The following is a 24,782-nucleotide window of genomic DNA, read 5'->3' as shown; positions in this document are numbered from 1 at the left end:
TCCGCCCGACCGGCGGGCACGTCCGGCACGAGTGCACCCAGAAGAAGCGCTTTCCGGGCTGACTCAGCCGCGGTAACTGGGGGGTGCTCAGCCATTCCGCCGGGTGCGGCGTCGCGTGCGGAGCGAGTGCACCCAGGAAGAGCGCTTTCCGGGGTGGGTCAGCCGCGGAAAGTGGGGGTGCCCGGACATGGCCGCCGGGCGGGCGACGACCTCCAGGAACGACGAAACCCCTGCCTCCGAGGGACTCGGGGGAACAGGGGGGTCGTGGTCTGCGGAGACGGTGGGATTTGAACCCGATTGCGGAAGGCCGACACTCTGGCCGACGCACCTTTCTCCGCGGAATCGTGCGGACTTACGGCAAGTTTCGCTTGTTGACGCCTTCTTCGTCCACGCTCGATTGTGGGCAAAATGTGGGCACACGCGAGCACCGTCGCTAGAACCAGCGGGAGGCCTCATCGACAAGGCGCATCAGCTCGACCTTAGTCGCAGTCGCCTTGCGTGTTCGTGCCTGCGGAAGGTCATCGATGGCGCGCTCTGCCGCACTCACAAACTTGATCACTAGCTGTTCCAGCGCAGCGATGCGCTGCCCAGTTGTCATTCCCGGCTCACCTAGCCAACCTCGAAGCAGGTCCCGCATTTCGATTTCTTCCTGCCGGTACTTGGCCACGCTTCGGACGAAAGCATCCTTCGGCGACTCCCAGTCTGGGTGGAGCCAGTCGTCCATGCTCAGCTTGTGGGTCTTCCGAAGTCGAGCTTCCTCATTTTCCTCGGCCTCGATCCAGGCGAGGAGAGCATCCGGGTTGCGTAGCGCTATCGAGCGTGCAATCCGGAGAGTAACTTCCCGCGGAACTACCAGGGCACCATCCTCCACGAATGAGACGGAAGATTGCAGCTGCTCCTTCTCGAGGCCAGTGAAGTCAAGAAGACGCCTCTCATCCAAGATCATCGTGACGCCCCAACTTTCCCAGTCGAGGATGTCCTTCGGTGTCAGGTGCAGAAAGACGTGGTGATAAGCGCGGTACTCGGCTCGAGTCGTCTCAGATGACTGGACCGCAGCCCAGCGAGACTCGCGCGCCTCGTATTCAAGTCGCTCATCCCATCTCACTTTGAGCCGGATCTTTGGGCTCCACTCGACCCTTCCCTCATAGAGATCGTCGAGATGTTGAATCTTGATTCTCGGTGAGGTCTTCCCCGGTTGACCTAGAGCTAGAACCTCGACCTCGACGAGTGGCACACCCTTCTTCTCGCGGTAGGCCCAGTGCTCTCCGATCTCCATACGAGGAGTCAAGCATCAGGCTGCTCTAGCTTCTATTCGAACATATGTACGATTGAGCGCATGAGTTCCAACCGGCGCTATGCGGACAAGATCGACCGGCAGATGGCGGCGAAGATCGCGCAGGTTGAGATGTCCCCCAAGTACCGATCCCTACCGCCCGAGCTCACGGAGATTGAGAAGGACCGTCCTGTCCAGGCTCCCGAACCGATCGCAGTAACAGCGTGGATCGACATCACCGCTGGCACCATCCCGATCGAAGCCGTCGTGAGGGAGTGGAACCAGAAGGCGGCACGGATCGAGTGGACGACCAGCGACGGATCACAGCACTCCGCCTGGGTGTACCTGGGTGCGATCCGGCGTCGTGGAACGTGACTGTGATGTCGGCGGGCGCGGTCCTAGCTGACAACCTTCTTGACTAGCTGAGGAAGGAACTCTTCGAGTTTGCCTTCCTCTCTTTCGAGCGAGATGTCGTCACCGGGGAGTGGATAGTTGGCTCCGTCTTCTAGAACAATGACCACCCGCAGTGGTTCGGGTGCCGTCAGCCCATCCGGCGTCCAGGGTGCCGATACAACTTCTAGCTTCGCGAGCTTCAGTGGCCGGACAGCAATCTGCATGCGAGTGGTGGAAGCTTCGCCCGTCACGATGTGAGCGTCAGTGAGGCCGATCCAGAGCGCGTCTTCGTCTCCAAGCGAGCTTGTCGAGTACCGCACGTCGTCGGCCCGGAGAACCGCTCCAAGCATCGCGAAGAATTGGCCGAGGCTCTGCCCCCTCTGTTTGAAGGCCGGGTGGACATCCCAATTGTGATGCGTGCGCCGCACCACATTTCTGATAGCGCGCAGGTTGCTATCGTTATCCGCCATCCGGTTCCCCCCGAGATCGATGTCCCCGCTGCCGTGTTTAGGAAAGCGACGACTCGTGCAGAGTATCGCTGCAGCACACCGTCGACCAGACCCCTGTTCGGGTCGCCTTGCCCGTACGCACGTCGCACCCGGGCCGGGCACAACGCCGCTCCAAGGGGGCAGTGCGTTGCTATGCTCGGTCCACTTATCGACGGGGGTACTCATGACGATGACGCCAGCAGGCTGGTACAACGACGGCGCTGGCCACCAGCGGTGGTGGGACGGCTACCAGTGGACCGAGCACTACGCACCCGCACCGCAGCCGACTCCGTACCCCTACCCGCAGCAGCCGGTGCCGGTCGCCGTGCAGGGTCGTCAGGCGAACGGCATGGGGGTGTCGTATGTGCGGCCGCAGCAGGGTCACAGCCTTGTTCTCTGGGGGCTCCTGAGTCTGTTCCTGTTTATCCCGGTCATCTGGCTCATCTACTACTCGGCCAGCCCGAACCACTACTGGCACGCCTGACTCGAGGATCCGTTGGCCGCGAGACAAGAAGCGGGCCGCGGTCGACATGGGGGATGCATGACCGCGGCCCTGGCACAGCGGCCTTGGGGGGAGGCGCGGTCCTGTGTTGATCACCAGCCTACGTACTGTGCGCGGATGGCCGGGCGGGTTTGACGGTAGTCGCGCGTACCATCGCGCCCATGACCGATAGGGAGCGTGTCCGTCTACCCGACGGCAGCCGAGGCGTCATCGCTGACGTGAATGGAGCGAACCAGCTGATCACTATCGGTGACGGCCGCGTGCTGCGTCCGGTGCTACTTGATGATGGCGATCTGCGATGGGTCGACGAAGGTGAGCTCGAGGTCGAGTGACAGACGACGCACGTGCGGAAAGCAACAACGACGAAAAGGCCCCCAACCCTCCCGTAGGAGACTTGGGGGCCTTTTATTGCCGCCTAGCTCAGCTGAATCCATCCGCCGAACGAGTCGCCCACTCCAACCTGGGTGACACCGGAGGTGTGTCCATCGCCGGTACGTACGTACACCGAGATCAGGCTCGACATCACGATCGCGTTGGGCTGGGATGCGATACCGTTACCACTTACGCCGATGACACCCCAGTTGCCGAACACCTCGTTCGCGGCGCTTTGTCCCGCACCGACGATATTGCCGGCGGTGGTCTTCGCGTAGATGACGATAGTGCCGTTGGGTGCGATCGCGGCGCTCGGGGTGTCGATGAGGTCATTGCGTGCCCCACCGATGGTGGTCCATGATCCGAACGCATCGCTCGTCGGGTTCTGGCCCACCCCTGCCACGGTTCCGCTGCCTGTCGTTGCGTAGACCGCGTACTTCCCGTTCGGGAGTTTGAGCACCTCGGGCTCGCTTGTAATCCCGTTACCCGAAGTTCCCACGGTGGACCAGGCCAGGAAGCTGCCGCCTTGGGTGGTCTGCGACACCCTCGCGATGGTGGCGCTTACCGTGCGGGCGTAGACGTCTATCGCACCGTTCGATTTGACTTCAACCGCAGGCCGGCCGTTCACCGGAACGTTGTTCGTACCGATTTTCGCCCAGGTCCCGAAAGCACCGCCCTTGGTCGTCTGATGCGACTCCGCGAGAGTGTTGTCGATAGTGGCCGCGACGACGCCGAGTCGGTCGTTGGGGGTCACATATGCCTGCGGGTCGCCGATGATGCCGTTTCCGCCGACACCCACCGGACCCCAGCCCTGGATCGCCCCGCCTTCAACCTGGTTCGATGCTCCGACGAGCGCTCCATCCGACGTGCGTGCATAGACAGCAATGACACCATCCGAACGCTGAACTACGGAGGGGCGACCAACGAGGTTAGCGGCTCCGACACCGATCTCCGACCACGCGCTGAAGATGCCACCGGACTCGGTCTGCGCCGCTCCGTAGAGCTTCCCGTCCGTGCGGATCTCATACAGAGCGAGCTTGTTTCCGGGCAGCTGAAGAACGGCCGGGGCAGCGTCGTTGATCGGCGGCGCGGGAGGCGGCGGCGAGCTCGGGAGACGAAGCGATCCCCCCACTCCATAGAAATCGACGTGCAGATGGTTGCATGTGTCGTTGAACTGCGCCAGATAGACCTCAGTGTTCGGGTCGCCCTGTTGCAGAAGACTGGACATCGAGGTACCCCGACATTGCGCTTGTCCGACTCTCGCCCCAACCGGCATGAAAGAGTTGATGTACCTGATGACCTCGATGGAACGAGCATCCGCACCGATGACACTGCTTCCACCGATCCTGCCGAAGTCAACGGCAGTCCCCGGTTTGTGACAGTGGGTTGGACTCGGGTTGGCGTTACAGGTGTAGGTCCCGTCGTTGGCGCACCAGCGGTTGAGGTCGTTGACCTGCACGCTTCCCCAGTTACGCTGCACGATCACCAGCAGCTGCAGGACGCGGGTGTCGACCGCACAGTCAGCCGAGACCGTCCCGTTCGCTGTGGGCTGGATCTCGTTCGCGATGATCGCGGGAGGGTTCGACGAGAACGATCCATTCAGCAGCTCCTGCGCCAACTGCGCCGGGTCGGAGGAGACGTTCACGCACGCCGCCCCGCACTGAACTGCAGCCTCTGCCGGTGCCGCCGGCAGTGCCGCGATGGAGGCGGAGATGGCGACGAATACTGCGGCGACCATGCCCAGCAACCTTCGGGCCCGATTTGGACGGTGCTGCCGAGCCTTCACGGCCGCGACAGCATCCTGAGATGACAGTGTCATCAGGTACCTTTCACATTCGATGATGTGAGGCGAAGCAGAAGGCTCACACCGTGGACCCCATCCGCGGTGCGACTCGAGTGCGTTGTGCTTTGATTCCCCCCACTCCGGACGCTATCGGTACCCCTTCCGAAAGATCAATCTTTGTTTTCCCGATCACGAAGTGCCGTGATCCACGCGATTACACCGAAGGCATGCCCGATGACGAAGAGACCCCCTCGGAACCGGCTCGTAGGCCAGCCCCGAGGGGGTCTCTTCTGTCGTGCGTGAGGTGCACTACGCCGGCCAAGAGGACCTACAACCCCGGGTTGGTAGCAGCTCGTGAGCTGCTTCGATAGGCTCTCGGCCGGGTGGGTGCAGTGGCAGGGGGAGTTGCGTGACACTGATTACAGTCGGAGCGAACATGGAGTTCGTCGTCCAGGTGTCAGACCGGCGACTGACCGCACTTAACGGCAACGTCGGCTCGGTAGTCACCGACGAGGAGACCAAAGCGATCCATGTAAACCTCGACAAACGGCAGCTCGTTGTCGGGTACACCGGGATTGCAGCGATTGGAAATCGTTCTACCAACACCGTCCTTCTCGACATGTTCATGGACGTAGCTCAACGAGTTTCACCCGAGGATCACGATGGCTTCGTGCATTCAGTCGCGCAGGAACTGACAGGCGTCTTCCAGACCTGGCCTGGCAAACGACTAACGCCGGCCCAGCGTCGACTAACCGTCATGATCACGGGTTACATAGTCATAGGCGACCACTATCAACTCGTCCAGGCCCTCATCAGCAACTTTCAGGTGTGGGGGTCTCATGATGAGCCGGAGGCCTGGACGAGTTTCGCACCTTACTTCATCAGGCCTAAGTCCGACGTTCCGCCCGAAGAGGTGACACTGATCCAGCGCATCGGCGCTTACGAAGCGCTCGACCCAGCGCTGATGGAAACTGCCTTGAGGCCCCTCCTCGCACCAGGCAAGCCGCCAAGCGCCATCCGTGACAAGCTTCTCGATCTCCTGCCGATCCAAGCGTCCGCCTTCACCACTGTCGGGATGCAAGCTAATGCAGTGATTTTGCGTAAGCCATTCATGGGGGTCGAGTGGAGCTACCACACGGCCGTCAATTCCGCGGCGACGTATGTCGGGGACAGCATCAACGAGATCGAGCCTGGGGTATTTTTGGCAACCCGGGGCATGGAAGTGCGTTCTGTCGACGGACCGCCGATTGCTGTACCTAAGGTCGACGCTCGCCTCACGTGTCCCTGCGGAAGCGGGAAGCTATACGGGAAATGCCACGGAGCCACACTCTAGGCATTGCGGTCGTGTTGCGGCGTGTAGGACCGCGAGCGTCTGACTCCCCATGATGCGAGCCTACGGGCGAAGGAGCAGGCCCACTCGAGCGGGTTAGCTCTCCTTCGACGCCGCGTCCCATGCGTCGAGCAGGATCTTCTGCTCGTCCTGACGCTCCACCATCAGCGGGATGTTGCCGGCGTCCCGGGCAGCGTTTGCCTCGCGGACCTTCTGAGACAGGAGCTTCTGGATCTCGGGACGAGTTGTGGGAATCTCCATGCGTGGCCTTTCGAGGAGGAGGCGGAGCCGACCTCCCAGGTTGCACGCCAGAATCAGCCGGCCCCGCCCGTAATCTCGACCCTAACGGGAGGATCGACACCCTCTCAAACTCGGACTAGCCTGCCCACAGGCGACAAGGCTGGGGGGCCGAATGCGTCAGTGGCAAGCGTGGATCGTGTTCGGGGTGGCACCCATCCTGCTGATCACGATCATGACCCTCGTGCTACTCGTCGCACACTTACCCGTCACCAGCTCACCAGTCGGTGGTTACTAGTGGGTGGAGTACGCGGCCGTTCCCAGGTAGACGAACCCCACCCGAGATGAGGCTAGCGGTGCGCCGCTGGCGTGGGTAGCGAAGCGACGCCCTAGACAGCTCACGGTTGATTGTTGATCGGGTCCTCTTTGAATCGAGAGAGGCGCGCGAGGTACAACGGGACGTCGGCCTTCCCCAGCTGATACGCGCGGATGCGATCAGCGAACTGTGCCGCCCAGGCGTTGAAGCGGCTGATGATGGTCGCCCGTGATTGCCGATTGAACGGGTTCCCTATCCCGGATACCGCCGCCCGCTTGTTCATTGTCGCTGCCGTCAGAAGGACACCCGCGGCGTAGTGCTCGTCGCTGAGCCACTCGGCTAGACCAGCCCCGTCGTCATCGACGGCTTGGGTCACGTCCTTGAGGTGCCTCAGGCTGTCCAGAGCCTGAGGAGTATCAACGGTCGCCTCAGAGAGAGTGAGCCCCCGGACAACCGACAGAACGTCGTTCATATCAGTCATGGCGTGACTGTACCGATGATTCCCGGAACGACGGAAGAGCCCCCAGCCCTCCCGTAGGAGAGCCAGGGGCTCAGTCGTGCGTCAGGTGCACTATTCCGCAGAATACGCCCCCTCCGGGCGACCAGGGTAGGTCGTCCCAGAGGGGGCGGTAGTTCTAAGTCCTGTCTGCCAGCCAGAGGACCACGTCGGCGACATTCGACCGCTTGTTCGTCACGTCGGTCATCAGCTTCACGACCGACCGAGTCGGCACTTCGGTGAGTTGCACGCCGTTGATCTGAAGGAACACGGTGCACGCCATCCAGGCGCTTCGCTTGTTGGCGTTCTCCCAAGCGTGAGCCTGGCACACGTGCACAAGCAACACTGCGGCCTGGTGCAGTAGCGTCGGGTATAGCCAGACGCCCTCCCATGTCTGGCTAGGTTGCCCCACGGCACCCGCCAGCTTCGCTTCCCCACCTAGGACGAAGGGCCAAGGCTCGATCTCGTTGTGGATCTCGAGCACTTGCTCGAACGACAGGAAGTCGGTCACTGCTTGGCGAGCGCCGCGAGTGCGTCACTCCACCGAGCGAGTTGCTCCGTGGTCACGTTGCGCACTTTGTCGCCGTCCGCGTCGCTCTTGATGACGGGGGCTGTAGGGATCAGTCCCTCGCCCGAGAGCGCAACCTCCGTGAAGAACCGACGCATGGTGCGTCGAGATATGGGCTGACTCGACCGCTGCCCAGGGCCTAGGTCTCCGCGGGCATCCTTCCACGGCTGCTCCTGGTGGGTCCGCTCGCTCAATGCCCGGCCCCCGTGGTTGCCGTAGCAGTCGTAGACAGCGTCAACTACGGCCTTCTGCGCAGGGGGGAGCTCGCCGGCCGTGGTCCTGGCTAGATTGCCGGACTTCCCGGCGGCCCAGACCTCGGGGACGACTGGACCACCCTGCCAGGCTTCGATCTCGTCCTGAAAGAGCATCTTCCCGAACCAGGCAAGAGTCCATCCCTGCGCGTAGTAGAGGAGCTTCTGGAGCTGGGTGTCGCCGTACACGCCCTTTTGCTGAATGTACTGAGCCACCTGCATCGCGCTTGCCTGCGTCGACATGTCCCGCCCCCTCTCGCCATCACCATACAGTCGCGGACCGTGTTGAACCGTGAATTATAGCGGCGAGGACTGACAGTCTCCCCAGCAACGACAAGAGAGCCCCTGGTCCCTCCCGTAGGAGAGGCAGGGGCTCCGTGCTGCGGCTAGTACGTCTCGGCGTCGGGACGGCGGGTGTAGTAGACGACCGAGGCGAAGTAGCCGACGACGATCACCAGGTTGAGTACCGGTACAGCCCATCGGAACCAGGCCGCTTCCCCGTTGTCGTGCAGTTCGATGATGAGGAAGACGGCTTGGAGGATGAAGATGAAGGACCATAGGAACGTCGCGATGACCGCTGACTGTCTCGTGCGTGTGGCGACCCACCATGGCGGCTTGCGTCGGACGGTCGGGGCCCTCTCTGGTTCCTGGGTCATGACTCCATGGTGTGCACAGACCGGGCCGGATGTCACGGATACACGGATCGGTCGGCTTGTCGATCCCTTGGCGTGAAGCCGGGGCCGAGTCACGGTTGATGATGCGATGCATCTCCTACGCCGGCGACCACGTCATCACGACAAACGATGTCGCGGGGGTGCTGGTCGAGCTCATGGCGGCTCTCGCGGATCGTGGCAGAGCCCAGGTCGTGAAGTTCCCGGTGATCGTTGACGGCGCGTCAACATCATCGATGGCTTCGATGGTGCTCGGTGGCGGTGTCGGGATGCTGACTGTAGAGCATGCCTGGGAGTGGGAGGAGCCCGACTTCGGGTTCTCGGCCAGGCAGCTGCAGCGCACACTCGAGCAACTCACCCCGACCGCCGTGTTCGCCGAGCCAGGTGACCTCGGTCCCTCCTTCGTGGGCCTCTTCGACGAGCCAAGTCACGACTGAACGACGAAGAGCCCCGACCCTCCCGCAGTGGGAGAGCCGGGGCTCAGTCGTGCGTGAGGTGCACTACACCGGTCACTACTGCGCTCAGCTAGACGGTCGCGATCCCCAGCGCAGTGAGATTCCGGACCCGCAGACGGCGGAACTTCGCGGTGCCCGCCGAGGGGCCGGCGTAGATGCGAAGCAGGAATCCACCGACTGTTCCGGAAGGTACCGTGAACCGCTCGTAGAAGGAACCGCCGGTGAGCGTGATGTTTGTCTGGCGGGTGATCGAAGCGGGGGCTGCGGGGCTGCCCTGGAACGCGATCGATACCGCCGCAGTGTGACCGGACGCCTGTGTGCTTGACAGCACGCCGCCGACCTCGACCACATCTCCAGCGGCCACACCGGTGTTCACGAACCGATAGGCCTGCACTTGGTATGCGACGTCGCCCACGGCGGTCAGGGTCAGCTCCTTGCCGAAGCCATCAGGGCTCGCGGCGACAGAGAACGTTGCGTGGGCGGCGTCGCCGGTCGACCATCCGGCAGGAAGCCCATTCCCTGCGGGCGCACCCAGGAACAGCCCAGTGCCGGAGAGGAGATCGGTCGGGTCTCCGGCGTCCGTGGCGAGGTACGGCAGGGCCGCCCCGATGTACGGGGCGAGCGCAGCGGCGATCATCTGGCCTTGTTTGGCATAGCCATCGACGAGGAAGTGGATGCCGTCACCGTACGCGTACGCGGTCTTGATGCGGCCGTTCGTGGGGTCGACGAACTCGCTGAACACGTCGATGACGGGGATGCCGAGTGTCGGAGCCCATTCCCTGATCCACGCGTTGTAGGAGGAGATGCGTTGACGCACGGCCGCCTCACCGCCGGACCCTGCGGTGTCATAGCAGGGTGGGACGGTGCGGATGGCAGGGAAGATCCCGGCGGCGAAGCACTTCGCGACGATCGCCTTGATGTTGGTGATGTAGGTCGCGAGGGTGACGCCCGTGCGGGCATCGTTGGTGCCTGCCGCGATGACGCAGATGCCTGGCTTGTAGGCGAGCACGTCGGTGTCGAAGCGGGCGAGCATCTGCGCGCTCGTGTTCCCAGCGATTCCTGCGTTGTAGGCGTTCCAGAGCTTCCCCGAGGAGGCGAAGCCCATGTGCGCGGCGGACGAGTCGGAGCGAGTGATGCTCGCTCCGCTGGTCTCGTTGGTGGCGATGAGGGAGTCGCCGAGGATGATGGTCTTGCCTCCGCGCGGGAGGGCGTAGAGCGGGGCGACAGGGAAAGTCGAGAGTGCTCGCCCTGTGGCATCGATCGGAGGCGCGTCGAGGATTCCCATGTCAGCTCACCACGATCTGCGGAACGTTGGTGGGCGCGCCTGCTGCGTTCCGCGTCACGGCAGGCTGGGTGAAGGTCTTGGTTACGGGCGAGCCGTAGGTGATGTGATAGGCGTCGACCGCCCCGGGGAAGGTCGTCGAGACGGTGTCCGCTGTGTACGTTCCTGGGCTGCCGTCCGGCCATGTCACCGGTGCGCTGGTGGCCGCGCCGTTGCTGTCTCTGGTGACGGTTCCGGCGATGAGCATGTCGGGGTTGCGTGCCCACTGCTTGAGCGTCGCAATCGTGGCAGCTAGTGACGGTGCCGAGAGCCGCCCGTCGGTGATCGTGTCGAGCGCCTCAGAGGCGGCCTCGTCGATCTGCTCGATGTTCGCCGCAGACAGCCGCGACGGCAGCTGTGACTCCTTCACCAGCCCGCCAGAGGTGAGCTCGGCGACACCGCCAGGGGCACCCTTCAGGTCGCTCGGGATCGCGTCGATGTCGGACGCGTCGAGAGTTACCGGGCCGGTGAGCCCGTTCAGCGACGTGACCGGCACCGTGGGCGCGACCACGGGAGGGAGGATCACCTGGCCCTGCAGCGGCAGCCGGTCTACGTCGAGCGACGTGGTGCCGGCCGGGATTTGGAACCGGTAGGTTCGGACGATGTCGTTCTGGCCGGCGATCGAGGATCGGACGTTGGCCTCGTAGTACCAGTCCTTGAACGGCTGACCGTTCATCAGGAACCCGTCCTGACCGGTCTGTGGGACGTCGATCGTGCCGACCACTCCCGGGTCGGCGGACGCCTTGTCCTCGAAGGACTGGAAGCTGTCACCGGTGGCATCCCACACGAGCGCGAGCTTGGCGTTGTTCGCGCCCTTCGGCGTGATGGTGATCGTGGTCGCTGCGTTCACCCCGGCGAAGGATGAGTCCTTGCCGTAGGTGAGGGTGCAGACCGCGATCCCGAGGTCGGTGAGGATGCTCACTGGTGTCTCCTTCAGGGAGGGGTCAGACGGTGGGAGCGTTCTTCGGGTTCTCCGCCGGGGTGGCGTCGACCGGTGCGGCGTGCTGAGGGGTGTAGTCCGCGCCGACGGGGGTGGGGTCCGCCTCGTGGGGCTGCTTCGCGGGCGACTCTGCCGTGTAGTCGGTGGGGGTCTTCGCGAGGCCGAGGAGCCAGCCCAGCTTCGGTGTCACGTACGTCTCGAGCAGACGCACCGCGATGTAGTAGAGGCCCGAGAACGCGACCGTCAGCGCGGTCCCGAGTAGCGGCTCGAACTGCTCGTCGAGAGTCACACCCTTCGACACGAGGTATGACACGACCGCTCCCACGACGAGGGGGACGATGGTGCGGACGATGGACGCCCAGAGGGCGGAGAGAGCGTTGCTCACGATGTTGTCTCCTTCGAGTTGTTGAGCATTTCGGGGTGCCGCCTGATCCACTGCGGCGGGATGGTGTCTTCGATCTCGGCGATGTCTGCGGGATCGAGGTCAGGTCCACGCGAGTCGCCTGTCCACTGCGCGGCAATCGCGCGGAGGATGCGGGTGAACGCGCTGGTGCGGCGCACGTCGCGGTTCTCGAATTCGTCGAGGCGCGTGTAGACGCGGTCGAGTTCGGCCTTCACTCGAGCGTCGATGCGTGCGTCGAGCGCTGTCTTCGCGTTCGCACGGGTCGTTCCACGCGTCCCTGCGTAGGTGACGAGGACGCCGGCGAAGGTGAAGCCTGCGATGGCGAGAGGAATTCCCCATTCGGGAGGGATCATTTGCCCACCTCCGACGCACTGTCGCGGCGTTCCTTCACTTCCTCGCCGAGCAGGTTCAGTCGGAAGAACGACATCGGTAGGCCCCATGTCAGCATCCCGACCACGAACAGGTTCGGGGTGGGCGCTTCGGAGAGCAGGAGGATCGTCGTTACGTACCCGGCGACGAGGCCGACGAGCATCACCTTGCCGATCATCTCCATCAGCCACAGGTGCGGGAATGCGACGCCAGCGAGACAGACGACAGCCACGATCACCATGGCGGTTCCGAAGGCATCGACCATGTCGGGGGTGAACAGGCGGTTCAGGATCGTCGACCCGTAGAGGACGGCTTGGAGTCCCGCGTAGATCGCGATGAGGTCGTAGAGCGGCAGCCACACCCGTTTCAGGTTGCGGTACTTCCACTCGTCCGGCGGGATCGCACCTGGGGCCCAGATCGAAGCGGCGAACAGTCGGCGCATGCCGTTCCTCCTGAGGTCAGATTCCGGCTGCGCTGAGGCGCTGCTCGATCGCGCTGAGACGCTGTTCCTGCCACTGGGCGAGGACGAATAGCGCCACGGTGAGACGGTCGTAGTTGATGCCCTGGACCGCGCCGGTGTCGTCGTAGAACAGGAACGCGGACAGGCCGAGCTCGTCGAGGTCTTCAGCGATGAACCCGACCTGCCGTTCGGCCTGGTACGGGACCGGGCTCTGCTTGTAGACGAACGACTTCGCCTGCACCTGCAGCAGCTTCTGCGGGTCGAACGACCAGTCCCGGATCGCGCCCTTGAACAGGCGAGACGACGGCGAGATGCCGATGGTGCCATCGACGTTGATCCACGCTCCCGCGTAGTTCGTGCCGACGATGTAGTTCCGCGACCCGACCGAGCGGAGCAGGCCGACGGTACCGGTGGTCTCGATGTCGCCTGCAGCGCGCACCCGAGCCTGGGTCGTGACGTCTCCTGTGACCGTGGCGTTGCCGCCGACCGTGAGGTTCTGGTCGACGTCGGCGTGACGGCCGGCCTTCACGTCGCGGACTGCGATCACGTCCTGTCCGGCGGTGATGTCCTGTCCGGCACCGATGGACCCGCCCGGCGTGTTCAGCGAGCCTGCCGGGAGCGACACATCGCCGTCGAAGACGGCTTCACCGGACACGTGGAGGGAGGAGCCCTCCTTGAGGTCGATGAAGCCGCCCTTGACGGTGAGGCCGCCGGAGCCGATGGTCGCGGCTTCGAGGGTGCGGGCGGCGGCGTCCTCTCGCTGTCGGCGCTCGACGTCCGCCTGGGCGCGTACGGTCTCGTCCTCGGCGGGTGGCATGCTGAACGCGGGAGTGCCGGGGTTGGCCATGTCACTCCTCTTCGGTGTCGTCCAGTCCGGGCAGCAGCAGCGTTGGGGTGATTGTCATTGGCTCGCTGAAGTCGATCTCCCACCCGATAGCGCGGGCGACGCCCTCCTTGCCGCCGGGCATGCTCGGGACCGTGTCAGCGCCAGTGGAGTCGTGGCCTCCGATGACGTAGTAAACGTCGTCGCCGAGCGCCCAGTCGGTGCCGAGCTGGGGTGCGGTGTCGAGGTCGGCGGTCATCTGGATGGTGTTGGTGCCCTCCGCGAGTGCCTTCACCCCTTCGGCCGCGTAGTCGTCGAGTGTGTCCGTGTCCGTGATGGACGAGGACGGCGACCAGCGGAACTCGAACCGGGGACGGTCGACGTCAGCCACGACATGCGGGGACGACTGCGGGCGGGTGTCGCCCTGCCCTGACGATGTGGCGACGACCGAGTTCGCGCCCTTCCGGCTCGAGTAGTCCTCCAGGTACTTGAAGGACCGCACGGACCCGGGGATCTCGAACGACGCGGACGGGTTCAACCCCACTGGTGCGGTGCGGCCGATCCGGTCACCGACGTATAGGACAGGGGTGAGGCGTTCCGGGTTGTGCTGCCACTCCCACCCGATCGTCCACTCAGGCCCGTCCCGGACCCCCATCAGATCCGACAGGGCCGAGTAGACGGTCTTGTCGTCCTGATCCTGGTAGGTCCGCTTCCGGAGTTTGCCCGCGCCGCTGGTGACGTACTGGACACGGATGGGGATTCCCAACGCGGCGACGAAGCTGGTCACCAGATCGGCGATGATCGCGTTCTGGCCGACGTTGACGTAGCTCCGGTCACCCACGAATCGACGATCAAGGTAGCCCTCGATCGTCGTGGTCGACAGGTCGAGCTCATCCTTCTCAGTCCGTGGGCGCTGCAGCACGAGCAGCCCGGTCAAGGGGATGCCGTGCGCGGGGTCCTCGGGATTGTCGCCGAGCAGCAGGAGCACGGATGCGCCGGGCTTCGTGGCACGGACCCAGTTCTCGGGTGCGGTGGTGAGGGGCAGCGTCACAGGGCAGGGCTCGTACCGGCCGAGCGACACCTTCGCCTTCGTCGCGACCAGGTCGGGAAGGTCAGTGATGATCTTGCCTGTCCGCGCTTCGACGGATACCCACTGCAGCCCCATGCAGCACTCCTATCAGTTGCCGGCGAGCTTGCTGATCGCCGCGAGGGCGGACTCGGCCAGCTCCCGCGGGATCGCGCCGGGCACCTGTCCCTGCAGGTGGGAGGAGACCCTCACGTCCCATGCGCGCTTGTTGTCGCCGCAGTCGAGCGGCATGCCGTAGATGGGGATCAGCTGCTCGACCTGCTCGCCGGAGAGGCCGTTGAAGTAGCCGGGGGCGACCAGTGCGATACCGCAGCCGGGTGCCGAGCACTGGAGCAGGAACCCTCCCGGGATCAGTCGCTGGTCGATGTAGGCCTTGAGCTGTTCGACGTCTGCTGCGCTCATGCTGTCGTCCTCCTTGAACGGTGTTGCGTCTGGGTGGGTGGTGCCGGTGATCCCGGCGATGGGGTTGCCGCCGTAGTCCTCGGTCCAGCCGAGGTATCCTCCGTCGGGGTGTCGGCTCCACCTGCGGGCACGGGTGATGGACTCGATCGTCTGGGTGGAGACGGAAGCAGCCCCGGCATAATCGGTGGTGCGGCACCATCCGCCGCCGAGGCTGAGCACGATGTGGCCTGCTTCGTTGCGGGACGGGCCGGTTTCCCAGTAGACGGGCACGCCGGGGGGCGGGTTCATGTCGCCTAGGTGCTGGTATCGGCTGAAGTAGTAGCCATCCTTGGCTTCCTGCCAGGAGCCGTTGCGGGGGCCGCCGTTGTCGCCCAGACGTGAACCTGGCTGTCCGAAGCAGTGGTCGACGAACTCGAGGCAGAGTCCCGATGCGCGCCATCGGGACTGCGACAGTGCGTAGTCGATGGCTGATGCGGGGTCGAGGGTGGTCATGGGGCGCTCCTACAGTTCGGTGAGGGTGACCGAGCAGGCGACGCTCTGGTAGGTCGTCGCCACGCTGATTCCGCTCGGGTTGAAGATGCGCAGGTTGGCGGGGTCGGTGCCGGTTGCCTTCGTGAGGTTGCCGCGCAGGACCTGCTGCTCGGCGTTGTTGGTGATGTCGGTGGGCCAGACGTCGACTCTGATGGAGAAGTCGTCCCACGCCCTGCCCGCAGGGGGAGTCAGCCCGGTCGTGCGGTCCTGGACCCAGAACGATCCGCCCGCGGCCCCGAAGGGGTTCGGGGACGACCACGGAGCGAACTGTCGTCGGTACATCCGCTTGCCGCTCATCAGATGGTCGACGGACCATCCGTTGTCGGTGGTCCTCTTGCGCCAGGCACCGCCGACACGGGGCACGACCGCGCCTGTGTCGAGCTGCACGGCCACGGTCCCGTCAGGAGCGGCCCATGCGTCGAGCTCGGTCGTCGAGCGGACTGGGACGACCCCCGCACCTGTATAGGGGGCCACCCACGTCACCGAGGGTGATCCTCCGCCTGATCGGGGTACAGCGATCTGGGCGATGACGAAAGACCGTGCGACGGGAGGTGCGGGGGCGGCACTCGAACCGGGCGTTCCCGCGAAATACTTCCTTGTCGCGGCCGGCGCTGAAGTACTATCACCTTCCGCGGGATCATCGATCTGGATGTAGATGATGTCGATACGGTCATGGCTGCCGTCTGCCGCGGCGAGAGCGCCCGTAGCGTTGGCGTCGAACGCGAACGTGTACGGTCCCGCCTCGGCTGCGGCGACGACATCGGCGGTTCCGGCGATCGGCTTGCATGTCCACGTGGTGGAGGTGACGGTGACCGTGTTCGTCGGAGTGCCGGGCCTCACGCCGGTGCGTGCTCCGAGAGGCCGGGCGGAAGTACCCATCACCTGCAGCGGGGACTGCGTTTGGCGGAGCTTCCTGCCGGAGTAGAGAGGTGCGCCGTTGACGGCGTCTGCGGGCCAGATAGTGTCGACCATGCTCTACTCCCAGGAAGGTGTTGCGGTGACGGTGAGGGTCGCGCCGGCGTCGTACTGCGCGGCGGTGAACGCCCAGGTGTTGTCGCCCGGCTCGAACCCTGACCAGCCACGCGAGGTGATGTAGCCGGACCGGGACACTTGCCCGTTCGCGAGGGCCTGACGGCGTTCCATGTCGATGAGCAGCCACTCCCCGGACCCGAGTACCAGGGATGAGGAGAATTGCAGCGACAGCCCGCTGCCGCGGTGGGTGATGACGGGGCCGTGGCAGGGGCCGTCGATGCGGAGCGTGACGGGCCCGACCTCGTCGCCGGGGTTGGTGAGAGTCACTTGCCCGGTCACGGTTGTCGCTCCGATGAGGAACGGGACAGTTGTCGGCAGCGCGAGTCCGCCCGACGTGGATGGCAGTGACGTCGACTTCGTCAGGGTCGGCCCGAAGAGTCGCCAGTCGGCCGAGACGACCTGCATGGACCATTCGGCGTACCAGCGGGTCTTCCGGTTGATGACGGGTTCGTCCTCGCGCCGGAACATGCCCCAGCGGGGCACGCCGAGCTCGTATACGGTGAGGAGACCGTCGGTGCGTCCGAATGCCTGCTTCAGCTTGTCCTTCGCCGCGAGCATCTTCGACGGGTCGTAGGTGTGCAGCCAGCCCTTCACGGTGACGTGTCTGCCCGCGGAGTACGCGGTGGAGACGATGCCGCCACTGCGGAGGCTGCGCTGCTCGATACGAGTGGTCGCGGCCGGTGCCCCCTCCCACCCGTCGAGGGAGGTAACACCGAACGCGACACCTGTGTCCGTGTCGACTCCGCAGAGGTCGAGGCCTCGCATGTTGACGTTGGTCAGGCCAAACGGGATGCCCATCAGACCTCCTAGACGGCCAGAGCCTGGATGCGGTTCGCGATCGCCATGGAGGTGCCGATCGGGTCGGACACCTCGTTGACAGTGATGTCGAAGCTGTTCCCCGCACCGATCACACCGTCACCACCCCCACCGCCCGTGACGGTGAGGAGGTTCCGGGTGAGACCATCGATGGAGTAGAACCCATCGGGCGTGAACGACGCCGCGTCCGCGAGACTCGACGCCGCGACCCGCACGCCGGCCAGGCGCGACTGAATGCCGCGCGCAGTGTCGTCCGAGATCGACTGTCCCGAGAAGAACGACCAGCCCTTCCCAGAGAACGCGCCCTCCTTCGCAGGGCTGTGCGGGAGGAAGTTCGCGATGGCGTTCATGACGCCGCCGATAGCGTCCTTCACGATGTTGATGGCTGACCGGATGCCGTTCGCGATGCCCTCGACGATCGACTTGCCCGCGTTGAACGCGTCGGTGGCGAACCCGGAGATCGTGAGCACGATGTTCCGGAAGATCCCCGCGAGGGTGTTGATCAGCCCACCGAAGATGCTGTTCATGAAAGTCACGACACCGTTCCAGATGTCCGACAGTCCACTCCCCAGCGACTTGGTGAGGTCCATGATCTTCGACGTGAACTGGGACCAGTTGCCCGTCACGATCGCGGTCACCAATGCCACGGCGGCCTGGATCGCGTTGAAGGACACGACCAGGACTGTGGAGAGTATGCCGGCCAGGATCTGCGCACCGGCACCCATCGCGGTCAGGATCGGGATGAGTGGGATGATCGCGTCGAGGATGGCGATGATCGCGGGGATCAGCTGGATCAGGGCGGGCAAGAAAGTCTGCAGGAACTGAGCCGCCAGCGGCGCTACCTGCACGAGGAGGTCACCGAGGAATTGCGCCAGCTCTGGGATGAGCGGCACCACCGTGGTGATCGCCTCGATGAGGGACGGCAGGACGTCCTGTGCGACCTGCACGAACGCGGGGATGATCGACTGCAGCGCCGACGACAGTGCCTCGCCAATGATCGGGATCAGCGGCTGGATCGCGTCCACCAGAGTGGTGATCAGCGGCGCGACCGCCACGAGGGCGTCGGAGAGCACCGAGCCGAGCGTGGACGCCAGCGTGCCGATGAGGGGCATCACGGTGGCGAGCACTCCGGCGAGGGGCTCGATGGCGGGCTGCAGCGCGGAGATGCCGTCTGCGATGCCCTGCACCATCAGCTTCAGACCGTCGGACACTGTCGGGTCTGCGAGTGCGGTCGCGATGGTGCCGAGCAGCTCACCGACCGTCGAGCCGATCAGCTCGAGGCTGCCCGCGATGACGGGGGCGAGGTTGGTGAACATGTCACCGATCGGCCCGAGCGCTGCAGCGAGACCATCCGCGCCGGCCGCCGCGCCCGCGAAGATCTGGGTGAGACCCTTCTGGAACGCGGGACCGTTCACGACGTCGGCGATGCGGCCGAGGCCGGTCGCCAGCGTCGCCAGGCCCCCGCCCCCTGCCGCCTCAGCGGCCGAGATGAACCCGTTGAAGATCGACACCACCGACGTGATGACGGACCCCAGCTGGGTGAGGACGGTCATGGCCGTGTCGACCCAGGCGGCGAGCTGGCCGGAGTTGGCGACCATCTGCAGCCAGTTGTTGAACCGGACCGAGATCTCCGAGAACCATGTACCGATGCCGGGGAGGTACTGGGAGGCGAACGTGCCGAGAGTGGCGATGGACTGCGCGAACGCGTCCGTGCCGACCGTGGAGTTGTTGATGGCCTCCGCCAGCTTGCTCATCATGCCGACGAGCACCCCGCCGCCGAATGCTGTCTGGAACGACGACGCGACGGATGCGGCCCACCCGCCGAGCGAGTTCGCGACCTGGCCGAGACCGTCCTGCAGTTGCGGGAAGATGTCGTTGACCAGGTCGAGGATGGGCTGCTGAGCCTGCTCCCAGAAGTTGTCCTGGATCGTCGACTTCAGCGACTCCCAGACCGGCTTGAGGCTCTCGAGCTTCGTGCCGGCCGCGGCGAACGCCACCCCCATGACGACCGCGGCGACTCCGGCCGCGGCGAGCAGTCCGGGTAGCGGGGCTGCGAGGGCGACGAGGGATGAGATCGCGCCGATGACGCCGACCAGTCCGCCGACGCTGGTCAGTGCCAGCGACCCGAGCGAACCGACGGCGAGAGCGACGGCGGCGATCTTCGGGACCGCCCGGTCGAGGTTCTGGAAGACGCTGTTGAGCTTGTCCAGAGATTCCACCACGGGCCGGATACCGGTCAGGCCGAGCAGCTGTCCACGGACCTTCGCTAGCGACAGGGAATCGAGGGCGACGTCGATGTTCACGCGCCGGTTGCGGGCGGTGACGTCGAGCTTGACCTCGGCCTTGCCGGTGTCGGCGTCCGCGTTGACGGTAGCGTTCCGGGTGCCGGACACCTCTTCGAGGTCGTGGTTGGCCTTCTCTGTGTCGGCTTCGACGGCGAGCTTGATGGGCTTGCGTCCGGCGGTCTGCTGCGCTTCCTCGCGGGCCCGGTTCGTGTCGCGGGCCAGCTGGTCCCCGTCGATGACGAGCTTGACTGCCACCTGAAGGCCGGCCTGGATCTGCTTCAGCCGCTTCGACGCGTCGGCCTTGAACCCGGTGAGGTCGGGGACGACCTTGACGAAGACGCGCTTGACCCCGACCATCGACGCCTCCTAGGTGGTTCCCGCGATCTCGGCCATGAACAGGTCGGTGTCGAAGTCAGCGATGGTCTTCGCGAACAGTCGCGTGCGCGGCTCAGCGCCGGGCGAGCGGATGAGGAGGCCCTCGGCCTTCTTGCCCACGGCGACTCCGGCGACGAGGTTGTAGAGCGCGCTCAAGATCGCGGTGTCCTGCGACCATTGGAAGAACGAAGTGCGGAACTCCTCCGACGTCGCCTCAGCGGGATGTGTCTGCAGCCACTCCGCCCGGAACCGTGACGATGGCTGGGCGAGGAGACCCTGGATGAGGTCCAGCGCGTATCGTGCGTCGAGGCGGCCGGTGAGGACGTCGCGGATGTTCAGGCCGTAGATGGTCTGGAAGTCTCCGAGCAGCTCGGGGTGAGCGTCGAGATGCTCGGAGACGGCGACTATTCCCCCACTGCCCGCCCGTACTTGGCGATCAAGGTGCCGAAGATCTGTTCCGAGTCCTTCAGACCCGTCGACCATTCGGCGTACGCGGCCTTGTCGGCGGCGATGGTCTCGAAGAACTCGTCGGCGTCGGCGAGGAGGTCCAGGAACAGAGCGAGCGTGTCCTCGTCCTCGAGGTCGACGTTGCCGTCGTCGTCGATGACGCCTCGCAGGCGGGAGAACATCTTCGTGATCGCGGAGCGCTGACGCTGCCGGAACTGCTCGGCAGGGAGCAGGGCGGGCACTCCTGCGAGGACCTGCTCCTCGTTCAGGGCGTCGTCGTGCTCTTCGAGGGCGGTCTTCTTGGTGGTCATGGATGCGGACCCTTCGTTGTGTGCGGACCGGATGGAAGAGGCCGGGGGCGCGCGGGTCCGCAAAAACTGCGCGCGCCCCCGGGGCTTGTTACGCTCCGGGTGCTTCCAGTCCGGTCTTGTAGATCTTCATGATTCCGCTGCGGCCGTCGGGCAGCGCGGGGATCACGGAGGTGCTCGCGGAGAGGATGTTGGAGGACAGGGGGAGCTCGAAGAAGTTCTCGGTGTCGATCGACGGGGCGGAGCCGAGCTTGGTGGACGTGTTCGGGATGTAGAAGCCGAGCTGTCCGCTGCCGTCCTGGCAGAGGACGAACATGGCGACGGCCTTGCCCGCGTTGCTGCCGGGGACGATGTAGCCGTCGTCCTCGTCGAATCCGCCGTTGAAGGACAGGTCGAGGGTGGGCTTGTCAACCTGCAGGCCGTTGACCGTCAGCGCCCAGTTGGTGGCGGCGTAGATGGTGCGGACGGCGTCCTCGAGCCACGTTCCGAGGCTGCTGGCGTCGCCGCCGTCCGTCGAGAACGCGACGGTGTTCTGCTTCGAGGTGTGGCCGAGGCTGGTCCAGCCGGTGGGTGGGGTGCCCGCGAGCGAGAAGGCTTCGAGCCCAGTCGCGGGCATGGCGGTGTTGGCCGCCGCCGTGAACACGGTGCCGTGCCCGGGCACGACGAGGGTGGTGGCGTCTCCCGCCATGATTTTTCCTCCTGGTTGGTTTTGCGGACCCGCCCTAGAGGGCGCAGGAGATGGACTAGTTTCTGAGTGCCACAGCGAAGCTGCCGGCGTATTGGACCACGCCCTTCCCGACCGTCTGCGTGGTCGAGGAACGTGAAAACGCGGTGTTGTCGTCGAGGTCCTGGACGTGACCGACATCGGCGATGATCCCGGTCTGTTCGTCCGCCCAGGCGTGCATCGCGTCGTACAGGTCGGAGGCGAGCGTCCATGCTTCGTCCGGCTTGCCGATCACCTGGACGTCGAGGTCACCGGTCCACAGGCCGGGCCCGTTCTGGGTCTGACCCGAATTGGCGAGACTGTAGATGACTGCCGGGGTGGCTATGGGTGTGGTGGCGGAGAGGTTCAGTTCGTTGCTGATGAACGTCCCGGCCGGGGTGTCGCGCGTGAAGAGAGCCCAGACGAGGGCGTCGTGGTCGATCACGTCTTCGACCGTCCCTTCCGGCTGCCTGCGACGCGGGTAGCAGCGTTGCGGAGGATGTGAAGCCCGCGCACCCAGACGAGGCGTCCCCGCAGGTTGGGGAGGGCCGAGATGTGGCCGAGCTCGATGTTGCCGGCGAGGGGGCTGTCGGAGTAGACGATCGTGTCGATCCGGCCCTTCTGGATCTTCAGGGACGCTTGGTAGTCGCCGGTGATGCGGTGCCGGGTGGCGTCCGCTCGTGCCTCGGCGAGGATCGCCTGGCCTACTTCGTTGACGTCGTCGCTGACCAGTTCACCGAGTTGACGGTTGAACTCGCGGTCGCTGAGATCCCACTGCACGATGGCTCCCTAGCTGTCGGCCCGCCGCTTGAGGGTGATCTCCCAGTGCGCAGTGCGGGGCGACATGGTTCGGTGCTGCGGGTCTCCGACACAGTCGTAGACCCCGTCGGCGGCGGTGACCTCGGAGTCCGCGTTGCCGGGCCAGTCGCGGCAGATGAAGCGCTTCTGCGTGAGCGCGACCGTGCCGTCGAACAGGGCCGACTCGGTCGCGCTTAGAGGCTGCAGAGAACCGTAGGCGGGGACCGGCGCACCGGAGGGAGTGAGGGTCTCCCCGTGCGCGCCGCGAGTCCGCACACGGTTCTGGACGGTCACGGTGTGTGGCGGCTGGTCGAGGAGGCTCACAGGAAGGTCCTCCCGCCGGGCCAACCGGACTGGAACCACAGGTCCGGGCGACCGTTGTAGCGGGCCTTGGCGTACCCGTCGATCGCTCCAGCTGAGGAGCTGATGCCGGTGTTGCCGTAGCCGAGACGTGCCCAGTCAGAGGCGAGGACGTCGAGGAGACCGGAGGCGACGAGGGTGTTGATGCTGTAGCTGTAGGACCCGTCCGCTTCCTGCTTCAGAGCGGTGGGGTTGCGGTAGACGCGGGCGACAGCCTCCGCTTCGATCGCCGTGACGAGTTCTCGGAGGGTGTCGTCCTTTTCGACCTGGTCGTTCAGGTCGGGGATCTGGACGAGGAGCATGACCTCGACGCGTCGGAGGAGCCGGTCTGCGTACTCGTCCTCTACGGGCGTGAGAGCCCGCAGGAGGGACACCTGCACGTCGGTCTTGGCTGCGATCGTCGGCATGGTGTCCTCCCTGGGTGGTGAGCGGGCGGAGTGTGGTGGCTCCGCCCGCTCGGTGGGTCAGCCGCGGGTGTAGCCGAACGAGTTCGACGTGCCGGCCGCGTTGGTGACCGTGATGTTCGCGGTGCCTGCCGAACCGGCGGGGACGACGGCCGCGATGGTCGAGTCGTCCACGACGGTGTAGCTGGTCGCGTTCGAGGAACCGAACTTCACCCCGCCGGCACCGGAGACGCCGGTGAAGCCGGAGCCCTCGACGGTGACGGTCGCTCCCGCTGCAGCGCCCGAGGGGGTAGCGGCGGTGACGGCCGGGGTGACGGCGGCGCTCTGGTAGGCGACGAAGCTGTCGGTGTCGGTGATGACCCATCCGAAGATGGCCTCCACCAGGTACGCCTCGAGGTTCTGCTGCCAGAGGTGGTACGTGTCGCCGCCGTCGACGATGGTGGCCTGGTCCGAGACGGACAGGGTCATCTGCTCGGCGAAGCCGTACTTGATGCCGCCCCAGTCGCCGCCGAACGCGAGGACGTTGCTGGCCGGGGAAGCGCCTACGCGGCCGGAGACGGCCTTGCCGTACGCGGCCGGGAGGCCGAGGACGTTGTCGACGGGGTTCTTCAGGTCCACCGACTGCTGGAAGATCGGTCGGCCCTGGTTGTCGACCGCGCCCACGAGGCGGGAACGGAGGCGACGGTCGGCTGCGAAGCCGGTGAAGTCGTCGTTCACCTGGTCGCCGTTGACGACGAGGTCGTACCCGTTGAGCAGGTCCTTCGCGATGCCACCGTCGGTGATCGCGGTGGTGCCGAGGATGACCCGGTTGGTGGTCTGGTTGATGTACTCGACATCGCTGATCAGGCCACCGGTCTTCGCGTTCCGGCCGTACATGACGGCGAGGTCGAAGGAGCGGGTGATCGCGCCGGACAGGTCCGCCTTGATGTTCTCGAGCACGCCGAGGGGGTTGCGTCGCCGCAGCTCCTTCGAGTGGATCGAGATCGCGGCCACCTTGATGGGCTTGATCGTCTTCGAGCTGTAGGAGGTGCCGCCGACGGGCTTCAGCTCTCCCTCGCCGACGACGCCGGCCTCGATGTGTCCGGTCTGGACTGCGACGGCCGCGCCCTCGAGCGGGACGGGCATGGTGCCAGCGAGACGCTGGACGACGGAGGCCTCAGCGGCCTTGGTGAGGATCTCGGTCGCGATCGGCTTGGGGACCAGGCCGTCGGCGTCGAGCCCCTCGATGGTGGTAACCATGGATGGTTCTCCTTATGAGGTCTGGAAGAACTGGTTCGCGAGTGCGAGCTGCTCTTCCTGTTCGTTGGGGATTTGGGGTGCCGCCTGGGCTGGGTCCTGCTCACGCGGGGCCGGCTCTTCCGGCACGGGCGTGGAGGTGTTGCCTCGGAACGCCGCCAGGGCGTCGAGGCGCGCGGTGAGGGTCTCCTCATCGGCCGCGTTGATGGACTCGGCGATGTCGGAGGGGATGCCGCGGTCGTGAGCGAGACGGTCGCGGAGGCGACCGAACCGCTCGTTGGTGAGCTCGGTGTCTCGCTCGCCGAGGGTCTTCGTGTGCTCGTCGATCTGGGTCTGGAGACCGCTGACCTGGAGTCCCAGGTCGTCGCGCTCCGACTCGGCGTCCTGCGCACGCTTCCTGAGGGCCTTCTCGTTGTTGCGGAGGTCCTCGATCACGGCGAGAGCGTCGTCGAGAGTTTCGATCGGGCGCTTAGTCGATGAGGGGCTGGTTTCGGTGGACATGCTCGACTCCTGGTCTGTTGGGCTCCTGGCCCGTGAGCGGGATGTT

At 65.2% G+C, this 24,782-nt stretch carries 33 protein-coding genes; 5 read left to right on the top strand and 28 right to left on the bottom strand.

Going from position 1 to position 24,782, the window contains the following annotated elements; all coding sequences use genetic code 11:
* Positions 1 to 433: 433 nt before the first annotated feature.
* The gene (locus tag ACFJGV_RS15290) at positions 434 to 1,276 is read right to left on the bottom strand and encodes a hypothetical protein (protein ID WP_378144841.1); all 843 of its coding nucleotides are present in this window, start codon (positions 1,274 to 1,276) and stop codon (positions 434 to 436) included.
* A 60-nt stretch (positions 1,277 to 1,336) separates the two neighbouring features.
* Here ACFJGV_RS15290 and ACFJGV_RS15285 point away from each other — a divergent pair, with 60 nt between their 5' ends.
* On the top strand, positions 1,337 to 1,648 hold the full coding sequence (locus tag ACFJGV_RS15285) for a hypothetical protein (RefSeq protein ID WP_378144840.1): 312 nt from the start codon (positions 1,337 to 1,339) through the stop codon (positions 1,646 to 1,648).
* Between the two features lie 23 nt (positions 1,649 to 1,671).
* Here the strand turns inward: ACFJGV_RS15285 and ACFJGV_RS15280 are convergent, their stop codons facing one another.
* Positions 1,672 to 2,136, bottom strand: a complete 465-nt coding sequence (locus ACFJGV_RS15280) for a hypothetical protein (RefSeq protein WP_378144839.1) — start codon at positions 2,134 to 2,136, stop codon at positions 1,672 to 1,674.
* A gap of 202 nt (positions 2,137 to 2,338) precedes the next feature.
* Between ACFJGV_RS15280 and ACFJGV_RS15275 the strand changes: the two genes are divergently transcribed.
* Both ACFJGV_RS15275 and ACFJGV_RS15270 read left to right on the top strand, forming a co-directional pair.
* A complete protein-coding gene (locus ACFJGV_RS15275; protein ID WP_378144838.1) occupies positions 2,339 to 2,638 on the top strand; it encodes a DUF2510 domain-containing protein in 300 nt (99 codons plus the stop codon).
* Between the two features lie 179 nt (positions 2,639 to 2,817).
* A complete protein-coding gene (locus tag ACFJGV_RS15270; protein WP_378144837.1) occupies positions 2,818 to 2,988 on the top strand; it encodes a hypothetical protein in 171 nt (56 codons plus the stop codon).
* 83 nt (positions 2,989 to 3,071) lie between these two features.
* On the opposite strand, the gene ACFJGV_RS15265 is transcribed toward ACFJGV_RS15270, so the two are convergent.
* Entirely contained in the window at positions 3,072 to 4,766 is a 1,695-nt protein-coding gene (locus ACFJGV_RS15265) for a hypothetical protein (RefSeq protein ID WP_378144836.1), read from the bottom strand.
* A gap of 481 nt (positions 4,767 to 5,247) precedes the next feature.
* Here ACFJGV_RS15265 and ACFJGV_RS15260 point away from each other — a divergent pair, with 481 nt between their 5' ends.
* Complete coding sequence (locus ACFJGV_RS15260) at positions 5,248 to 6,144, top strand: YecA family protein (RefSeq protein ID WP_378144835.1); 897 nt, start codon at positions 5,248 to 5,250, stop codon at positions 6,142 to 6,144.
* A gap of 93 nt (positions 6,145 to 6,237) precedes the next feature.
* On the opposite strand, the gene ACFJGV_RS15255 is transcribed toward ACFJGV_RS15260, so the two are convergent.
* The 5 genes from ACFJGV_RS15255 to ACFJGV_RS15235 all read right to left on the bottom strand — a co-directional run bounded on the left by ACFJGV_RS15255 (position 6,238) and on the right by ACFJGV_RS15235 (position 8,665).
* Positions 6,238 to 6,402: a hypothetical protein gene (locus ACFJGV_RS15255; protein WP_378144834.1), complete on the bottom strand. Its 165-nt coding sequence runs from the start codon at positions 6,400 to 6,402 to the stop codon at positions 6,238 to 6,240.
* Positions 6,403 to 6,776: 374 nt separating this feature from the next.
* Positions 6,777 to 7,175, bottom strand: a complete 399-nt coding sequence (locus ACFJGV_RS15250; protein WP_378144833.1) for a hypothetical protein — start codon at positions 7,173 to 7,175, stop codon at positions 6,777 to 6,779.
* A 154-nt stretch (positions 7,176 to 7,329) separates the two neighbouring features.
* Positions 7,330 to 7,701 carry a type II toxin-antitoxin system death-on-curing family toxin gene (locus tag ACFJGV_RS15245; protein WP_378144832.1) on the bottom strand — a complete coding sequence of 124 codons (372 nt, stop codon included), beginning with the start codon at positions 7,699 to 7,701 and terminating at the stop codon, positions 7,330 to 7,332.
* Positions 7,698 to 8,252 (bottom strand): Panacea domain-containing protein, encoded by a 555-nt coding sequence (locus ACFJGV_RS15240; protein WP_378144831.1) that lies wholly within the window; start codon positions 8,250 to 8,252, stop codon positions 7,698 to 7,700. The genes ACFJGV_RS15245 and ACFJGV_RS15240 overlap by 4 nt, the downstream gene beginning before the upstream one ends.
* A 143-nt stretch (positions 8,253 to 8,395) precedes the next feature.
* Positions 8,396 to 8,665 (bottom strand): hypothetical protein, encoded by a 270-nt coding sequence (locus tag ACFJGV_RS15235; RefSeq protein WP_378144830.1) that lies wholly within the window; start codon positions 8,663 to 8,665, stop codon positions 8,396 to 8,398.
* Positions 8,666 to 8,763: 98 nt separating this feature from the next.
* On the opposite strand from ACFJGV_RS15235, the gene ACFJGV_RS15230 reads away from it, so the two are divergent.
* Positions 8,764 to 9,117, top strand: a complete 354-nt coding sequence (locus ACFJGV_RS15230; protein WP_378144829.1) for a hypothetical protein — start codon at positions 8,764 to 8,766, stop codon at positions 9,115 to 9,117.
* 88 nt (positions 9,118 to 9,205) lie between these two features.
* On the opposite strand, the gene ACFJGV_RS15225 is transcribed toward ACFJGV_RS15230, so the two are convergent.
* The 20 genes from ACFJGV_RS15225 to ACFJGV_RS15130 all read right to left on the bottom strand — a co-directional run bounded on the left by ACFJGV_RS15225 (position 9,206) and on the right by ACFJGV_RS15130 (position 24,736).
* Positions 9,206 to 10,420, bottom strand: coding sequence for a GDSL-type esterase/lipase family protein (locus tag ACFJGV_RS15225; protein WP_378144828.1), 1,215 nt, complete (start codon positions 10,418 to 10,420; stop codon positions 9,206 to 9,208).
* Position 10,421: 1 nt separating this feature from the next.
* The gene (locus ACFJGV_RS15220; protein WP_378144827.1) at positions 10,422 to 11,378 is read right to left on the bottom strand and encodes a hypothetical protein; all 957 of its coding nucleotides are present in this window, start codon (positions 11,376 to 11,378) and stop codon (positions 10,422 to 10,424) included.
* Positions 11,379 to 11,400: 22 nt separating this feature from the next.
* Complete coding sequence (locus tag ACFJGV_RS15215) at positions 11,401 to 11,781, bottom strand: hypothetical protein (protein ID WP_378144826.1); 381 nt, start codon at positions 11,779 to 11,781, stop codon at positions 11,401 to 11,403.
* Positions 11,778 to 12,152 carry a hypothetical protein gene (locus ACFJGV_RS15210; RefSeq protein WP_378144825.1) on the bottom strand — a complete coding sequence of 125 codons (375 nt, stop codon included), beginning with the start codon at positions 12,150 to 12,152 and terminating at the stop codon, positions 11,778 to 11,780. The genes ACFJGV_RS15215 and ACFJGV_RS15210 overlap by 4 nt, the downstream gene beginning before the upstream one ends.
* On the bottom strand, positions 12,149 to 12,610 hold the full coding sequence (locus tag ACFJGV_RS15205; RefSeq protein WP_378144824.1) for a hypothetical protein: 462 nt from the start codon (positions 12,608 to 12,610) through the stop codon (positions 12,149 to 12,151). Before ACFJGV_RS15205 ends, ACFJGV_RS15210 begins: the two co-directional genes overlap by 4 nt.
* A 16-nt stretch (positions 12,611 to 12,626) precedes the next feature.
* The gene (locus ACFJGV_RS15200; RefSeq protein ID WP_378144823.1) at positions 12,627 to 13,475 is read right to left on the bottom strand and encodes a hypothetical protein; all 849 of its coding nucleotides are present in this window, start codon (positions 13,473 to 13,475) and stop codon (positions 12,627 to 12,629) included.
* A gap of 1 nt (position 13,476) precedes the next feature.
* The gene (locus tag ACFJGV_RS15195; RefSeq protein WP_378144822.1) at positions 13,477 to 14,616 is read right to left on the bottom strand and encodes a hypothetical protein; all 1,140 of its coding nucleotides are present in this window, start codon (positions 14,614 to 14,616) and stop codon (positions 13,477 to 13,479) included.
* 12 nt (positions 14,617 to 14,628) lie between these two features.
* Entirely contained in the window at positions 14,629 to 15,432 is an 804-nt protein-coding gene (locus tag ACFJGV_RS15190; RefSeq protein WP_378144821.1) for a hypothetical protein, read from the bottom strand.
* Positions 15,433 to 15,441: 9 nt separating this feature from the next.
* The gene (locus ACFJGV_RS15185; protein ID WP_378144820.1) at positions 15,442 to 16,443 is read right to left on the bottom strand and encodes a hypothetical protein; all 1,002 of its coding nucleotides are present in this window, start codon (positions 16,441 to 16,443) and stop codon (positions 15,442 to 15,444) included.
* Between the two features lie 3 nt (positions 16,444 to 16,446).
* Entirely contained in the window at positions 16,447 to 17,301 is an 855-nt protein-coding gene (locus tag ACFJGV_RS15180) for a hypothetical protein (protein WP_378144819.1), read from the bottom strand.
* A gap of 8 nt (positions 17,302 to 17,309) precedes the next feature.
* Positions 17,310 to 19,961 (bottom strand): hypothetical protein, encoded by a 2,652-nt coding sequence (locus ACFJGV_RS15175; protein ID WP_378144818.1) that lies wholly within the window; start codon positions 19,959 to 19,961, stop codon positions 17,310 to 17,312.
* A 9-nt stretch (positions 19,962 to 19,970) separates the two neighbouring features.
* Complete coding sequence (locus ACFJGV_RS15170) at positions 19,971 to 20,462, bottom strand: hypothetical protein (protein ID WP_378144817.1); 492 nt, start codon at positions 20,460 to 20,462, stop codon at positions 19,971 to 19,973.
* Positions 20,384 to 20,737, bottom strand: coding sequence for a hypothetical protein (locus ACFJGV_RS15165; protein WP_378144816.1), 354 nt, complete (start codon positions 20,735 to 20,737; stop codon positions 20,384 to 20,386). The genes ACFJGV_RS15170 and ACFJGV_RS15165 overlap by 79 nt, the downstream gene beginning before the upstream one ends.
* A gap of 88 nt (positions 20,738 to 20,825) precedes the next feature.
* A complete protein-coding gene (locus tag ACFJGV_RS15160) occupies positions 20,826 to 21,422 on the bottom strand; it encodes a hypothetical protein (RefSeq protein ID WP_378144815.1) in 597 nt (198 codons plus the stop codon).
* A gap of 55 nt (positions 21,423 to 21,477) precedes the next feature.
* Complete coding sequence (locus tag ACFJGV_RS15155; RefSeq protein WP_378144814.1) at positions 21,478 to 21,882, bottom strand: hypothetical protein; 405 nt, start codon at positions 21,880 to 21,882, stop codon at positions 21,478 to 21,480.
* Positions 21,879 to 22,217, bottom strand: coding sequence for a DUF5403 family protein (locus tag ACFJGV_RS15150; protein WP_378144813.1), 339 nt, complete (start codon positions 22,215 to 22,217; stop codon positions 21,879 to 21,881). Before ACFJGV_RS15150 ends, ACFJGV_RS15155 begins: the two co-directional genes overlap by 4 nt.
* A gap of 9 nt (positions 22,218 to 22,226) precedes the next feature.
* Positions 22,227 to 22,559, bottom strand: a complete 333-nt coding sequence (locus ACFJGV_RS15145; protein ID WP_378144812.1) for a hypothetical protein — start codon at positions 22,557 to 22,559, stop codon at positions 22,227 to 22,229.
* Positions 22,556 to 23,002: a Gp19/Gp15/Gp42 family protein gene (locus tag ACFJGV_RS15140; protein ID WP_378144811.1), complete on the bottom strand. Its 447-nt coding sequence runs from the start codon at positions 23,000 to 23,002 to the stop codon at positions 22,556 to 22,558. Before ACFJGV_RS15140 ends, ACFJGV_RS15145 begins: the two co-directional genes overlap by 4 nt.
* 57 nt (positions 23,003 to 23,059) lie before the next feature.
* Entirely contained in the window at positions 23,060 to 24,238 is a 1,179-nt protein-coding gene (locus ACFJGV_RS15135) for a phage major capsid protein (RefSeq protein WP_378144810.1), read from the bottom strand.
* A 12-nt stretch (positions 24,239 to 24,250) separates the two neighbouring features.
* The gene (locus tag ACFJGV_RS15130) at positions 24,251 to 24,736 is read right to left on the bottom strand and encodes a hypothetical protein (protein ID WP_378144809.1); all 486 of its coding nucleotides are present in this window, start codon (positions 24,734 to 24,736) and stop codon (positions 24,251 to 24,253) included.
* Between the last annotated feature and the right edge of the window lie 46 nt (positions 24,737 to 24,782).

It is taken from the genome of Cnuibacter sp. UC19_7, from assembly GCF_042699995.1.
In the GTDB taxonomy this organism is placed as follows: domain Bacteria; phylum Actinomycetota; class Actinomycetes; order Actinomycetales; family Microbacteriaceae; genus Cnuibacter.
This window is presented reverse-complemented; position numbering and strand designations above follow the sequence as displayed.